Here is a 14,952-nt window from a genome sequence, read left to right on the forward strand (position 1 = left end):
GCGCATACTCTACCATCAAACCTTTGCGCCTCTGCGCCTTTGCGTCAAATAACCCACCGTATTGGCAGGGTTGACCCGTCTTGCCACCAAGACGCGCACGCGCTTCCCTCAAACCTTTGCGCCTCTGCGCCTTTGCGTCAAATCACCCACCTTATTTGCAGGTTCGTTTCTTTACCTGCGCCTTCGTTTGCTTCGTTCAGGACTGCCGCTGCCAGCGGCGACAATCGCTGGCTCGGCTGCGTCGTCGAGGTCGGCATCATAGGAGCCATTGATGGCAACCGGGGTTGTCGCTGGTTCTTGTGGTGGTGTGGCTGTGCTGTCAATGGTGCTTGTCGGTGTGGCTTCGCTGCTTGCGTGCTTGTGCTTGCGTTTGCCACCGGTCAGGCGCTGCCATTGGGTTTTGAGCCACGATTGTTTGGTCTTGTTGGGATCGTCGGGGGCATAGCCGTAGCCGTAGCCGTAGCCGTACCCATAGCCATAGCCATAGCCATAACTACGCTTCGAGACCCGGTTGAGCACAAGTCCGGCGAGTTTTGCGCCCGACTGGTCAAGCAGGGCTTTGGCCTGGCGCAGGGCACTGGTGCGGGTTTTGCCTGCCATGGCGACTAGCACGACCGCATCACAGAAGTTGAGCAGCACGGTGGAGTCGGCGACCTGCAAGATTGGCGGGCTGTCAAAGATCACGATGTCAGCCATCTCTTTCAGCGTCTCGACAAGGTCGGCAAAACGCTGCGAGCTCAGCATTGCCATCGGGTCCGAGGGCAGCGGGCCACTGGGGAGCAGCAGCAGGTTTTCGAGTTTGGTTGACTGAAAGTGGAAATCAATGCTCGAGCCAGGGTCACGTACCATGGCGGTCGTTACGCCACGCAGGTTGTGGTGGCTGAAATAGGTGTGCATCGTCGGGCGGCGCAGGTCGGCATCAACCAAGATCACGCGCTTGCCTGCACGCGCCAACACGACGGCAAGGTTGGCTGCCGTCGTACTCTTGCCCTCGCTTTGGTTGCTACTGGTCACCAGCACGGTGCGCAGCCCATGCCCATAGGCAGATACATCAAGCCGCACCCGCAGCATCTGATAGGCCTCAGAGATATTGGCATAGGGCGTTGTCAGCGTCACCAACTTCTCGGGTGCCCGCTCGCCTTCAATGTCACCGACTGTCGCAAGCACTGTCGTGCCAAGCATCTCGCCAGCTTTATCGCTCGAACCAACGCGGTCATTGAAGAACTCAAGCAGCAAGACCAGGCCAAACATAAGCATCAGGCCAACCACCGCCGCAATGAGGGCATTCTGCATCACACGGGGGCTGATCGGGCTGACTGGCGCAAGGGCAGGTTCGATCATGATCACACTATCACTCTGGCGCACCTCGGTCAGCCGGATCTCTTCGATGCTGCGCAGCAGCGACGCATAGCTCGTACGATAGAGTGCCAGCAACTCCTGGAGGCGTGCCCGCTCACCGGCATTCGCCGCACCGGTCGCCTGGTCAAGCAACGCCTGCGTTGCGTCAATCTCCCCCTGGATCTTCGCCAACTCTGTCTCAAGGCTCTCGCGGGTCGCATCAAAGCGGCTACTCTGCAACGCGGCATTCTGCTGCACAAAGATCGTCACAATCTCATTGGCAATCGCCGCAATCTGGGCCGGATCTTCGCCGGTGACGGTCAGTTGCAACAACTGCGTACTACGCACGGGGGTTGCCGTCACACGCCCCGCGAGTTGAGCAGGCGACATTGACAACCCGAGCGAGTCAATTGCCTGCTCGAGGATCGGTCGACTCACCATCACAGTGGCATACGTCTGCGCAAGCCGCTCACTGGTCAGGATCGATTGATACTCAGCGGAAGAACTGCCGCCACTCGACGCCTGGTTGATCAGCAGCGTGGTTGACGTCTGGTAGATCGGGGTGATCTGGCGACTAATCAGAAAGGCAGCACCACCAGCAAGCAACGCGCCAAGGATCAGCAACCAAGCCCAGCGACGGAGAATAAAGAAATAACGGAGCAGGTCGATCTCGACCGAGTCGTTTTCCATGCAGAAACACCTTAACTATGGAAGAACAGTCTCATCACCACCTGCGCACGACCCTCAGCCTCTGGTTCACTGAGATGCAATGAATGTGACAGAATGCACGGAATGTCAGGTAGGCTCTTCATTGTACCTGATAATTGCATTTTAGCAACTATTGCGGGACGGGCAACCAGGGCACCCGCCAGGGCACCCGCAAGGGCACCCGCAAGGGCACCCGCAAGGGGTGCCCCTACACCGGGCCCGCCCCCGCAAGGGCACCCGCAAGGGGTGCCCCTACACCGGGCCCGCCCCCGCAAGGGCACCCGCAAGGGGTGCCCCTACACCGGGCCCGCCCCCGGGACGGGCACCCGCCAGGGCACCCGCGAGGGGTGCCCCTACACCGGGCCCGCCCCCGGGACGGGCACCCGCCAGGGCACCCGCAAGGGGTGCCCCTACACCGGGCACGCCCCCGGGACGGGCACGCCCCCGGGACGGGCACGCCTTGCGGGGTGCCCCGCCCTGGTACGGGTGCCCCGTTGTATCCGGTTTCGTATGGTGCAATCGCCATGGACGGGCAACTCTCCTGGGAGCGAGGGCGGGACGCCCTCGGAATACCTTCGAGGGCGTCCCGCCCTCGCTCCCAGGCTTGCCTGCGCCGTCAAACCTGGCAGGTTTCCGTACCAATTTTATTGCAGCGCCGCTGCAATATCCCCAATCGTCTCTTCAAGCGCGATCGTCGGGCTCCAACCGAGCAGGCGATGGATGCGGGTGGTGTCGGGGACGCGCCGGTGCATGTCTTCAAAGCCGGGGGCGTAGGCTTCGGCGTAGGGGACATAGGCAAGCTCGGCGCTGCTGCCGGTCAGGGTTTTGACAAGTTGGGCCAGGGCTGTGATCGTAATTTCGCGGGTGTTGCCCAGGTTAAAGACGCGCTCGGGGCCAACCAGGTGGTGATCGGACAGCGCAACAACGGCACGCACAATGTCGCGCACATCGCAAAAGCAGCGCGCCTGCTGCCCGTCACCATAGATCGTCAATGGTTCGTTCGAGAGCGCCTGGCGGACAAAACGGGGCACCACCATGCCATACCGTCCACTCTGGCGAGGGCCAATCGTATTGAAGAAGCGCATCACCAGCGCGTCCAGCCCGAACTCACGGTGATAGGCGAGGGCCAGGAACTCATCGAGCATCTTGCTGGCCGCATAGCTCCAGCGGCTCTTGCTTGTTGCCCCCAGCAGAATATCGTCTTCCTCGGCAAAAGGCACCCGCGTCGCCTTGCCATAGACCTCCGACGTGCTCGCCACCAGCACCCGCGAGCCATACCTGAGCGCCGCCCGCAGCACCGTCTCGGTACCACGCACATTGGTCTCAATCGTATGCACCGGGCGCTCAACGACCAGTTGCACCCCAACGGCTGCGGCGAGATGAATAATCACCTGTGCCTCTGACGCCAATCGATCGAGCACGACCAGATCATTGACATCAGCCCTGGCAAAACGAAAATGCTCGTTGGGCAAGAGATGGGCAATATTCGCCATCGCCCCCGTCGAGAGATTATCAATTGCCAGCACGCGCTGCCCCTGCGCCAGCAAATACTCAGCCAGATGTGAGCCAATGAAGCCGGCCCCGCCGGTGATCAAATATGTATGCATATTATGTGTTGAGGGCTGTGCTATAGCAACGGCTGATGATTTGACGCAAAGGCGCCACAGTCATTCCGAACGGAGCGGAGCGCAGTGAGGAATCTGCACTGATCCGCATGGAAGACCCCTCACTCCGTTCGGGGTGACAGGGCAGGCTACGCACCGGCACTGGTTTCGCTCCACACCACTGGCCCGTGGGCCATGTGATACGCAGCATGTCACGGTTGCGAGTCCTGGGACTGGGAGCGAGGGCGTCCCGCCCTCGGAGAGCATTCGAGGGCGGGACGCCCTCGCTCCCAGGGATACCAGAAAACCCTGCTCGCAGAAGAATAAGCAAGCTTTGCAACGATTAACGTAGAGTACGGCGGGTGTCAACGATGACGCGGGCGGTGGCGTGGATCGTTGGCCAGTCGTAGGTGCTGTGGTCGGTGACGATGATGGCGCAGTCGGCGTCGGCGAGGGCTGCGTGCAGGTTGGGCACGCTGGTCATCGTAATGCCGTCGTGGTCAACGTCGGGCACATAGGGGTCGTGGTAGGTGACGCTGGCCCCTTTGTCTTGCAGCAGGTGGATGATGTCGAGCGCGGGCGATTCGCGCATGTCGCTGACATCTTTTTTGTAGGCAATGCCAATCACCAGCACCTTGCTGCCCTTGAGCGCTTTGCCAACCTCGTTGAGCGCGTCCTGCACTTTTTGCACCCAATAGCGCGGCATGCCGGTATTGATTTCGCTTGCCAATTCAATAAAGCGTGCCGTGTAATCAAGCGTGCGCAGCTTCCACGAAAGGTAGAGGGGGTCAATGGGAATGCAGTGCCCCCCGAGGCCGGGGCCGGGGGTGAATTTCATAAAGCCGAAGGGCTTGCTTGCCGCGGCTTCGATCACTTCCCACGCATCAAGGCCAAGCTTTTCGCACATCAAGAGCACTTCGTTGACCAGACCGATATTGACCGAGCGGAAGGTATTTTCGAGCAACTTGGTCATCTCGGCGGCGGCGGGCGACGAGACCGGCACCACCGTCTCAATCGCAACGCCATAGAGCGCCTGGCCTGCCTCAAGACAGGCGGGCGTCTGGCCGCCCATCACCTTCGGCGTATTCCTGGTTGTCCAGTCGGTACGACCGGGATCAACGCGCTCGGGCGAAAAGCAGAGGAAGAAATCCGTGCCAACGCGCAGACCATCCTGATGTTCACTCAAACGGGGCAGGATCACCTCACTTGTTGTCCCAGGGTAGGTCGTACTCTCAAGCACCACCAACATCCCGCGGTGCAGATACCGGGCAATCTGCTCGGTCGCATCAACAATATACGAAATATCGGGATCACCCGTCTTGCGCAGCGGCGTCGGCACACAGATGCTCACCGCATCGCACTCGGCCAGCACTGCCACATCAGTAGTCGCCCGCAGCAGGCCAGCCTGCACCAGCGGGGCCAATCTTGAGGTAGGCACATCCTCAATATAGGACTCACCAGCATTCAGCAACTCTACCTTGCGCGGATCAAGATCGATCCCGACGACGGTCAAGCCCGCCTCGGCAAACACCACCGCCAGGGGCAGACCAACATAACCAAGGCCGACGATGGCAACGCTGACGTCGCGACGATGAACACGTTCGAGAAAGGCTTGAAGGAGCACGGGTTGTGAAGTCATACAATGAAAATCTTACAACGGCCTGATCTGATTCACCTTGAGCTCAACGCGCAGTTGGCGATCGCCAAGCAGATCAATTAAGACGCGGACGCGGTCGCTATCGCGGAGGCGGGCGTCAAAGATCGCTTCGTACTGGGCAAACGGGCCGTGTTCAATGACGACGCGATCGCCGGGGCGCAGTTGAAAAAAGGTCTCGCCGCCGGCGGCGTTGATCTCAGTGAGGCGTTGATCAATCAGTTGGAGCAACGCATCATCAACGACCGCCGGCTCGCCGCCAAAGCTGACGAGGCCAACGGCAAAGGGCAGATAGCGAAAGGCCGAAGGGCCAAACTTGCCAAGATCAGCCTTGACAAAGACATACGAGGGAAAGAAGGGGCGGATCGTGCGCGAACGCGGATTCACCGGCTTTACCACCAGGTGCGGGTAAAAGACCGGCACGCCCCGCTGCTCAAGCTGCTCGGTGATCAGCGCCTCTTTGCGGGCCTTTGTCTGCAATGCGTACCAGTGTGCTGCCATAGACCTCTTGCCACCTACACCCCGCCACACGCCAACTCGGTGTCATCGTTCGGATGACCGTCTTCGGGTAGCGCGTGGTTGACCCGCTGATTCCACGACTGGATCAGCGTCGCCATCAAATCGTCCACCGTCGTACACCGGACTGGGGGGGCTTTCCCTTCGGGATCAACCAGCCACAATACAAACTGTGGCCCCCCGGTCTCCTCATCTTCCGACCTCTGCATGAGCAACAGCCAGCGCAACTGTGCCATGAGTTATCCCTTGCGTGGTTTTGGTTTATAGGGTTGCGGCGCGCAAGCGCGCCGCAACCCTATGCATAGGTACCTTGCGGCGTGCGCGCCGCGCGACCCTATGCGTAGGTACCTTGCGGCGCGTGCGCCGCGCAACCCTATGCGTAGGTACCTTGCGGCGCGTGCGCCGCGCAACCCTATGCGTAGGTACCTTGCGGCGCGTGCGACGAGTGGCCCTATGCATGCGTAGGTACGTTTAGGGCGATTGCATCATACGAAACCGGATACAACGGGGCACCCGCAAGGGATACCCGTACCGGGGTGGGGCACCCGCAAGGGGTGCCCGTACCGGGGTGGGGCACCCGCAAGGGGTGCCCGTACCGGGGTGGGGCACCCGCAAGGGGTGCCCGTACACCGGCCCCGCCCCGTAGGGGCACCCCTTGCGGGTGCCCTTGCGGGTGCCCTTGCGGGTGCCCTGGTGGGGTGCATACACGGAAGATGCAATCGCCCTATAGGTACCTTGCGGCGCGTGCGCCTCGCGACCCGATCCATAGTACTGGGCACGCTCCGCCATTTCGACATCGCCCTGCGATGCCGAGACAAGCGCTATCCTAGCAGGAGACCGTCACGTTACCCGGCAATCCCCTGATAACCGTGGGGACATAGCCACCGTCTGAACACCTACCGTCCGCTGACCCGTGCGTTCGCCTTGAGGTCACCGCCCCGCGTTACAACCACAATGCCTTGTTCACGCAACAGCGCGAGGTCACGTTTGATCGTGCGTACATTGACCTCCAGGACACGCGCAAGCTCCTCAAGGGTCGCAAGACATCCTTGAGCGATGGCCTCACCAGAGAGGCGGAGCAGGCAGATATGGCGGCGGGCAATGCGGTCAACAGGATCATCCGGGGCCTCAATTGTCCAGACGACCGGGTGCAACTCATCAGGTTGCAGGGGCCGTCCGGTTGGTGCATGGCGCAGGGGGAGCCAGGCGAGACAGCGCGGGCGCTGGACAAATGGCTGGCAGTCTGGCTCCAGGGCAAATGGTTGCAGGGCAAGCAATGTACGACGAACCTCAGGCTCTTTATTATACCCCAATTCGGCGAGCAATGCGTCAAGGGCATGGGTGCGCACGGTTGCTGCCTCGGTGGAGGCTTGGCACGCGGCGAGCACGTCGGCGATCCGCCAGCGGGTCATTGCCGGAGACCAGTGCGGCAGGCTCGGCTCAACGAGGGTGGCTGCAGCGCGAGCATAGGCAAGGGCGCGGTCAGGCTCACCTGCTGCGGCATAGACTTCGGCAGCCAGCACGCTGCCCTCGACGGGCAGCGCCGGGATACCAGATGCCTCAAGCGGCAGCAAGGTCGCATAGGCTTCGGGTGTTTGGCCCAGCCCGAGTTGTGCCGCCGCGACCAGGGTCTCCTGGAATGCCGCGCCAGGCAAGCTAGCCAGGCGACGGGTCAACGCAACCCCCTCGCGAGCGAGCGCCAGGGCTTGCTCATACTCGTGCAAGGCCAGGAGGGTCAGGGTCATGCTGACAAGCACCAACTTGAGTGGGGCCAGCAGGCCCGCCTCGCGAACCAAGGGCAGCGTCGTCGCCCCAAGCAAGCGGCTCTCTTCAAACGCCCCAACCAGGCCGAGGGTATGCACAAGGCGCACCCGCACCTCAAGCTCAGTGCGCTGATCACCGTCCAGTTGCGCCTGGAAGAGCGCCGCACGCAGCAGCGCCAGCGCCTCGCCATACCGACGCTGACTCAGACAAACCAATGCCTCCACCAGCAACGCCCGCGCCGCCAGCAGTGGCATCGTCGTCAGCGCAGCATCATCAACCAGGTGCGCCATCACCGCAGCCGCCGCTTCACACCGGTGTGCAGCAAGCAAAGCGGCAACAAGGTTCAACCGTGCTTCGGTCAAGACAGTGGATTGAGCATGTTTGCCGCTATGGGAACGCACCCTGGCCCCGCATCCAACCTCCATCGCCGCAAGCTCAACAGCCCGCTGCGCATAGAGCACGCCCTCATCATACGCCTCACTGATCGCCAGCACCTCAGCCAGCGCCAGCGACGCCTGCGCCTCAAGCCGCGTCAACCCGGCGCAGTGCGCCTGGGCCAACGCCTCACGCAGCACCCGCTCGCCCTCCGCAGGATCAACCAGCGTCCCGCGAGCCAACCCGACGCAGATCAACGCCTCGATCTGCCAATCCTCCCGCCCAGCAGCCTGTGCCTCTTCAAGGAGCAGGTCTGGTGCCGAGGCAGGCCTGGCCCCACCCGCCCCCACCGCTCTCAACGATAGCGTTTTAGGCTGGTGCCATCCTTGCCCCCCCACCCCCAACCCCTCCCCCACCAGGGGGGAGGGGCGTGGCTCCCCCCCTCTCCCCTCGTGGGAGAGGGGGGGCAGGGGGGGTGAGGGGGAAAAGGCCATCAAGCGCACAACCTCCCAGCGCAGGGCATGGCCGACGGGGAGGTTCAGCGCTTGCACGGCGGCGCTGGCAAAGCCAAGGCTGCGTTGGGCCAGGGGCAACGTGCCAGCGGCAAGGGCCTCATACGTTGCGTCGAGCGCCTCGTCAAGCACGGCATCCCACAGGTGGCCCAGGGCCCCATGCGCAAGTCGTTCGAACCGCAGCGTCACAGGACGATCCAGCGCACGGCCAAGCGCAGTGGCGAGTTGGGCGTGCAAGGTACGCCGCGTTTCAGGGTCAAGTCGCTCAAGCAGGTACACCCCCAGGTCAGGGTGGGCCAGGCGCAGATACTGGCCCCGTTCGATCAGCACCCCGGCGATCAGCAGGTCAGACAGCAGGGCCACCCGCTGCCCTGGCTCAGGCCAGAGCGCCTCGATCAGGCCCTCATCGGCAGGGCGCCCAAGCAGCGCAAAGGTACACGCCATCATCCATGCCGCAGGCGCAAGCCGTGCGACTTGCCAGCGCATCAACGCGGGCATCGTTGTGGGGAGGGAAACATCCGGCCTGATCAGGCCCCATCCCGTCGGTGGGTCATACCAGAGCACCTGATGTTCATAGAGAACGTGGATCAGGCCAAGGAGCAAGCCGGAATGACCACCACTGCTCGTGAGCAAGCGGTCGCGCAATGCAGGGGCAATGCGGCCGCCTACGGCCGCCTGGGCCAGGTGTAGCGTCGCCTGGGGGTCAAGCGGCTCAAGGGCCAGCAGGCGCAGGGGCAAAAGGATCGGTCGGCGCAGCGTCGCCACAGGGAAATTCGCCTCACCGGGGGGCGCCGTCAAGACCACACAGAGGGCGCGTGGGCCGGCGAGCAAGCGGATCACGAGTTGCCGCAGCGCCTGATGATCGCCAGGAAAATCATCGATCACGAGCAGCAAGGCACCCTGCGCAGCCACGCGATCGAGCAACGCGACCAGGGCCTGCAGCGGATCAAAGCGAAGGCGTTGCGCACGACGCAGCGGCTGCGGTGCGCGCTCGGGCAGCACCTCACGCAGACGGGGCATCTGGCGACAGAGCAGATGCCACTGCTGGTCATCAAGGCTCGCGCAGGCAGCCCGCAGATAGACACGCGCCGTACGGCCAGCGCCGAGCACCCCATCCTCAAAGAGTTCCCAGACATCGTGCGCCCCCGAACGAGGCGTCAACCAAAGGACGGTCCACGAAGCGCGCAGGCGCACCTGGGCGGCAAACTCCTGCACCAGACGCGTCTTGCCCAGCCCGCTCGCCCCCTCGATCAACACCGCTGTGGGGCGACGGGCCAGCGCCTGCTGCCAGACCTCAGCCAACCCCTCAAGCTCGCGCACCCGACCGATCAAAGGCAACGCCGCCGCGAGACCACTCTCGACCTCAACAGGCAACGCCAGCGGCAACGTCGGCAGTTCAGCAAGGGGAGCTATCGGGGCAGAAGCCACCGGGGGCGGCGTCCGCGCCAGCAAGCGAGCCAATTCATCCAGCGCAGGCCAGGTATGCTGTTGCCACTCGGCACGCAGCATCGAGCGGGCCTGACTCACCTGATCCAGGGCAGCCTCGTGCTCACCGAGATCAAGCAACGCCTGCACCGCCGCAACGTGGGCCTGCTCCTCCCATGGCTCCTCAATCACCCAGCGGCGAGCGGTGCGCAGCAAAAGCATCGCCGAACCACTGGCACGAGCGAGCGTCACCAGACGATGGAGCACCTCGAGGTAACGGACTTGCGTCACACTCGCCTCGTGGGCGGCCCAGGCATCAGCGAGCGAACCAAGGAACGGCCCGGTATAGAGCGTCATGGCGTGCTCAAGCTCGGCCTGGGTCGCATCGGGGCGGCTCTGGTGCATAAAGGCATGGTAATCACTGAGCACCACCAGGCGCGGATCAAGGCCGAGGTGGCGCTCGGAAGTGACCAGGATCGGGCCAAGCGCCTGGCGAAGGTAATGGCGTGCTGAGCGCAGGCGACGCTGAACCTGGGCCGGTTCCAGCGTCGGAAAGAGATCGTCACCAAGTAACGTCAGAGGGATCGGGGAAGGGAACGCACAGACCAAACGCGCCAGCAGAACCTTCGCCATACGGGTCGGAACCTGAACCAACTCGCCATCGAGTTCGACCCGCCATTGTCCAAACATCCACAGACGCAAGGTATCAGGCATAGAAGAAGTAGGAAATAGGAAATAGGAAATAGGAAGTAGAAAATAGGAAATAGGGCAAGTGCATCAAATCGCCCTAGGGTCTGCGACCACCCAAGCCCCTAGCCAAAAGCTTACTATGCTACAATATCCGAAAAGCATTATACCAGAAAATCGTACCATGCTTCACAAAGTGCAAACAAACTCATCCATCTTCTCCACATCTTTTCCATATATTAAGTAAAAGTTAAGCAACCCAGAAATTCGAGGGGGGTTCATGATGAAACATATGTACGTAAGCGTCATGGCATTGCTCGCGCTGCTGGCGGCGTTTGGGGCAATGCCGGCGCAGGCGCAGCAACGCGAACGCTGTTTCGCGGCGACGGGCTATTGCATTGCCGGGCCGATTCAGCGGTACTGGGAGCAGCATGGTGGCCTGGCGGTCTTTGGGTACCCCTTGACGCCATTGCAGACCGAGGTGATCGAGGGGCGGCGCGTACAGGTGCAGTGGTTTGAGCGACACCGGCTCGAACTGCACCCCGAGCTTGCCTGGCCGTACACGGTGCAACTGGGACGCCTGGGCAGCGAACGGCTCGCCCGTGACGGGCGCAGCCCGATACTACCGGTTGCGGGGCAACCAGCAGCGGGGTGCCGCTTCTTTGGCGACACAGGCCTCAACGTCTGCGGCGACATCCTGCGCGCCTGGGCAGCGAACGGCATCGAAAACGACGGGCGCGCCGGGTACAGCGTCGCCGAAAGTCTTGCGCTCTGGGGGCTGCCAGTTACCGAAGCCCGCCCGGAAACCCTGGCCGACGGACGCGAATACGTCGTGCAATGGTTCGAGCGAGCGCGGCTCGAAATCCACCCCGAGCAACCGGCGCAGTTTCGGGTGCTAGGTGGGTTACTGGGGGCCGAACTAAAGCCACAGGCCCAAGCCGCACCGCGGGCCGTACGCGCCGTACCGCAGCGGATCGTCGCCCCGGCGCAAGGCATTGACAGCCCCATCGTCTCGGTTGGCCTTGATCCCCAAGGCGTGCCCATCGTACCCAAGCACGACGTCGGCTGGTACAACCTGAGCGCCACGCCCGGCGAAGGCGAAAACATCGTGCTCTGGGGACACGTGCTGCGCTTCCGCGACGCACCATCAATTCCAGCCCCCTTCGCCCGCATCAAAGACCTCGTCCCTGGGGATAGCATCACCCTGTACACCAGCACCGGCCAGCGCTTCGACTATATTGTCAGCCGCCAGATCTGGGTCAAACCGGAAGAAGTGCAATACATCCTGCCGCAACAACAAGAACTGCTCACCCTCGTCTCGTGCATCGGCGACCAGGTGATCGTCCAGAACGAAGTGGTAGATATGAGCCACCGCCTCATCACCATCGCTATCCCTGTGACGGGGAGGTAACAAGCGTACCAACAAAGATAGTACTCTGGTAACAGTACTAGGATGGTACCAAAGGGCTACTCCAGGATAGTACTTTGTCCCCTAACCTTTTCTGACATGAATGGGTATCTTTACGACTATTCAATGTCGAAATTATATGGTAAGCCTAGAGCACGCGTGAAGGCACAAACATGCATCGTGGCAAGCGTGTTGTTATGCGTGCATCAAGATCTTCCAAGGCTCACAAGGAAGGGGAAGCATACAGAGAAGTAGCAGCATGTAAGTCATACGTACAAGAACAAGGAGTGGGTGTATGGAGGATCACAGACTACTAGTGGTGGAGGATGAGCCAGTCACGCGCATGATGCTTGATGCACAGTTGCGCACGGCTGGCTTTCTGGTTACGACGGTTGAGAGTGCGGAAGCAGCGCTCGGGTTACTCCATCACGAGCGGTTCCCCTTGATGATCACCGATCTTCTGTTGCTCCAGATGGACGGTTTAACCCTTCTGCGTGAGGCAAAAGCCCTGGATCCGGATCTCGAAGTGATCGTGTTGACCGGAGCAGCCAGCCTTGAGTCGGCGATAGCGGCCATCAACCTAGGGGCGGCCGGCTATCTGCGTAAACCAGCCAGCCTGAATGACCTGGTTGCGCAGGTAAAAGTAGTTATTGCAAAGCGTCGTCTACGGCTCGATCACCTGAAGGCCCTGCGTCAACTTGGTACTCAGTTATTGCATCTGGCCGATCCTGCTGAGACATCCTATGTGGCTACGCCCCCCGAGCAGCGTTTGCGTGTTGGCCGCCTCGAAATTGATCCTATGCGCCGCCGGGTCGCAGTTGATCAGCAACCTGTTCGTCTTTCGCATGGTGAATTCGATCTGATACTCTACCTCGCTCGCCACAGCAACTGCGTGGTACCCGTCGAGAAGATCGCCCGCGAAGTCCTAGCATACCATGGCTGTACCACCGACGAGGCACGGCAAATCGTCAAAGCGATGGTCTATCGTGTCCGTCGTAAGGTAGAACCCGATCCGGATCTGCCTTGTTTGCTCATCTCGGTTCGTGGTGCGGGCTATATGCTGACCTCTGATGATCCAGATTCCTTCTGATGGGTTGGGGCACGGCGGTGCCGTGCCCCGACTGTCGGCTTGATGCGAGTTGGGGCACGGCGGTGCCGTGCCCCGACGACTGCCGGGCACGGCGGTGCCGTGCCCCGACTGTCGGCTTGATATGTTGGGGCACGGCACCGCCGTGCCGCTACTGCCGTGCCCCGACTGCGGGCACGGCACCGCCGTGCCCCGACTAACAGTAATAAACCCTTCACTATGGGTACAACTCTCTCATCTATACCAGCAACTACCTCAGGCTATCATGGATCTTGGCACCCCTTCTGGCAGCCTCATCTTGCGGTGCAATGCGCACTGAGCCGGGGTGAACCCTAGTTTGGATGGATACGTCCCTATGCAACAGCAGATTGTGGTGATTGGTAGTGGCTTTGGCGGTTTGAGCGCAGCAATTAGGCTTGCCGCTAAAGGCCATCAGGTAACCCTTCTTGAAAAGCGTGATAAGCCCGGCGGGCGGGCCTATGTCTACAAGACCCAGGGCTTTACCTTTGACAGCGGGCCAACGGTGATCACGGCCCCGTTTATGTTCGATGATATCTGGCAGGCGGCAGGCAAGCGCCGTGAGGATTATTTCGAACTGCAGCCATGCAAGCCCTACTATCGCCTCTTTGATGCCAAGGGTCGCCATTTTGAATATGGCGATGATCCGGCGGCAATTCTAGAGGAGATCCGGCGCTGGAACCCTAGTGATGTCGAGGGCTACAAGAAGTTTATGGCTTCGACCCGGGCGATCTTCCAGAAGGGTTTTGTCGAACTCGCCGATCAGCCCTTCCTCCACTTTACCGATATGGTGCGCGTGGCACCCGATCTTATTCGGATGCAATCGTACCTCAGTACCTATCGCTATGTTTCGCGCTTTATCAAGCACGACTTCCTGCGCCGCTGTTTCTCGTTCCACCCGCTCTTTATCGGCGGCAATCCGTTTGATTCATCGTCGATCTATGCGATGGTTCACTATCTCGAACGCGAGTGGGGGGTTCATCACGCGATGGGTGGCACGGGGACGATTGTCGCGGCGATGGTGAAGTTGTTCAAGGAGATCGGGGGCAAGCTCGAATTCAATGCCGAGGCAAGCGAGATCATGGTGGAGAACGGGCGCACCGTCGGGGTGCGGCTGGTGGACGGGCGGATCTTCAAGGCCGATACGGTGGTCTCGAATGCCGATGTGCCCTATACGTATCAGAAGCTGATCGCCCCCGAGCACCGGAAGTTCAATACGGATCGCCGCTTGCTCAGCAAGAAGTATAGTATGTCGCTGGTGGTGATCTATCTGGGGCTGAATCGTCGCTACGATGATCACGGTCTGGTGCAGCACAATATTATCTTTGGCAAGCGCTACAAGGGCCTGCTCAACGACATCTTCAACCGCAGGCACCTCAGTCGCGACTTCTCGCTCTATCTTCACCGCTCTTCGCACGCCGACCCGAGCATGGCACCGGCAGGCGGCGAGGCGGTCTATGTGCTCTCGCCAGTGCCGCACCTCGGGGCACGCACCGATTGGTCCAAGGCCGCAAAAGGCTACCGGAACGCGATCATCAATTTCCTCGAAGAGAACTATATGCCCGAACTCAGCAAGCATATCGTCGTCGAGCATATGGTTGACCCACGGTACTACCGTGACGCCCTCAACACCCACCTTGGCTCAGGCTTCTCGATGCAGCCGCTGCTCACCCAGTCGGCTTGGTTCCGCCCACACAACCGCTCGGAAGATATCCCGAACCTCTACTTTGTTGGTGCTGGCACCCATCCCGGGGCTGGCCTGCCCGGGGTGCTTTCGTCGGCGATCATTGCGGAACGCTTGATCGGCGAAGCGTAAATTGAGGGGGATGCACGTGGGTGCCAACTGCGTTGGCACC

The 14,952-nt window shown here is 61.2% G+C and carries 9 protein-coding genes; 3 read left to right on the forward strand and 6 right to left on the reverse strand.

The window, feature by feature from the left end; genetic code table 11:
• Window positions 1-171 precede the first annotated feature (171 nt).
• From EKD05_RS16185 to EKD05_RS16215, 6 genes are all read right to left on the reverse strand, one after another.
• Window positions 172-2,028 carry a polysaccharide biosynthesis tyrosine autokinase gene (locus tag EKD05_RS16185; protein WP_129674583.1) on the reverse strand — a complete coding sequence of 619 codons (1,857 nt, stop codon included), beginning with the start codon at window positions 2,026-2,028 and terminating at the stop codon, window positions 172-174.
• A gap of 662 nt (window positions 2,029-2,690) precedes the next feature.
• Complete coding sequence (locus tag EKD05_RS16195) at window positions 2,691-3,653, reverse strand: NAD-dependent epimerase/dehydratase family protein (RefSeq protein ID WP_129674585.1); 963 nt, start codon at window positions 3,651-3,653, stop codon at window positions 2,691-2,693.
• A 340-nt stretch (window positions 3,654-3,993) separates the two neighbouring features.
• A complete protein-coding gene (locus EKD05_RS16200) occupies window positions 3,994-5,289 on the reverse strand; it encodes a nucleotide sugar dehydrogenase (RefSeq protein WP_129674587.1) in 1,296 nt (431 codons plus the stop codon).
• A 12-nt stretch (window positions 5,290-5,301) separates the two neighbouring features.
• The gene (locus EKD05_RS16205; protein WP_129674589.1) at window positions 5,302-5,805 is read right to left on the reverse strand and encodes a transcription termination/antitermination protein NusG; all 504 of its coding nucleotides are present in this window, start codon (window positions 5,803-5,805) and stop codon (window positions 5,302-5,304) included.
• Window positions 5,806-5,819: 14 nt separating this feature from the next.
• Window positions 5,820-6,056, reverse strand: a complete 237-nt coding sequence (locus tag EKD05_RS16210; protein WP_129674591.1) for a hypothetical protein — start codon at window positions 6,054-6,056, stop codon at window positions 5,820-5,822.
• Window positions 6,057-6,716: 660 nt separating this feature from the next.
• Entirely contained in the window at window positions 6,717-10,610 is a 3,894-nt protein-coding gene (locus EKD05_RS16215; protein WP_129674593.1) for an AAA family ATPase, read from the reverse strand.
• Between the two features lie 253 nt (window positions 10,611-10,863).
• Here EKD05_RS16215 and EKD05_RS16220 point away from each other — a divergent pair, with 253 nt between their 5' ends.
• From EKD05_RS16220 to EKD05_RS16230, 3 genes are all read left to right on the forward strand, one after another.
• Entirely contained in the window at window positions 10,864-11,994 is a 1,131-nt protein-coding gene (locus tag EKD05_RS16220) for a sortase (protein WP_240695820.1), read from the forward strand.
• Window positions 11,995-12,286: 292 nt separating this feature from the next.
• Window positions 12,287-13,081: a response regulator transcription factor gene (locus tag EKD05_RS16225; RefSeq protein WP_129674595.1), complete on the forward strand. Its 795-nt coding sequence runs from the start codon at window positions 12,287-12,289 to the stop codon at window positions 13,079-13,081.
• 352 nt (window positions 13,082-13,433) lie between these two features.
• Window positions 13,434-14,912, forward strand: a complete 1,479-nt coding sequence (locus tag EKD05_RS16230; protein ID WP_129674597.1) for a phytoene desaturase — start codon at window positions 13,434-13,436, stop codon at window positions 14,910-14,912.
• The last annotated feature ends 40 nt before the right edge of the window (window positions 14,913-14,952 follow it).

This window comes from Candidatus Chloroploca sp. Khr17, assembly GCF_004138165.1.
Taxonomy (GTDB): domain Bacteria; phylum Chloroflexota; class Chloroflexia; order Chloroflexales; family Chloroflexaceae; genus Chloroploca.

Coding starts and splice junctions, on each gene's coding strand:
- EKD05_RS16185 (WP_129674583.1), bottom strand. CDS start 2,028: ATGGAAAACGACTCGGTCGAGATCGACCTGCTCCGTTATTTCTTTATT.
- EKD05_RS16215 (WP_129674593.1), bottom strand. CDS start 10,610: ATGCCTGATACCTTGCGTCTGTGGATGTTTGGACAATGGCGGGTCGAA.
- EKD05_RS16225 (WP_129674595.1), top strand. CDS start 12,287: ATGGAGGATCACAGACTACTAGTGGTGGAGGATGAGCCAGTCACGCGC.
- EKD05_RS16210 (WP_129674591.1), bottom strand. CDS start 6,056: ATGGCACAGTTGCGCTGGCTGTTGCTCATGCAGAGGTCGGAAGATGAG.
- EKD05_RS16195 (WP_129674585.1), bottom strand. CDS start 3,653: ATGCATACATATTTGATCACCGGCGGGGCCGGCTTCATTGGCTCACAT.
- EKD05_RS16220 (WP_240695820.1), top strand. CDS start 10,864: ATGATGAAACATATGTACGTAAGCGTCATGGCATTGCTCGCGCTGCTG.
- EKD05_RS16205 (WP_129674589.1), bottom strand. CDS start 5,805: ATGGCAGCACACTGGTACGCATTGCAGACAAAGGCCCGCAAAGAGGCG.
- EKD05_RS16200 (WP_129674587.1), bottom strand. CDS start 5,289: ATGACTTCACAACCCGTGCTCCTTCAAGCCTTTCTCGAACGTGTTCAT.
- EKD05_RS16230 (WP_129674597.1), top strand. CDS start 13,434: ATGCAACAGCAGATTGTGGTGATTGGTAGTGGCTTTGGCGGTTTGAGC.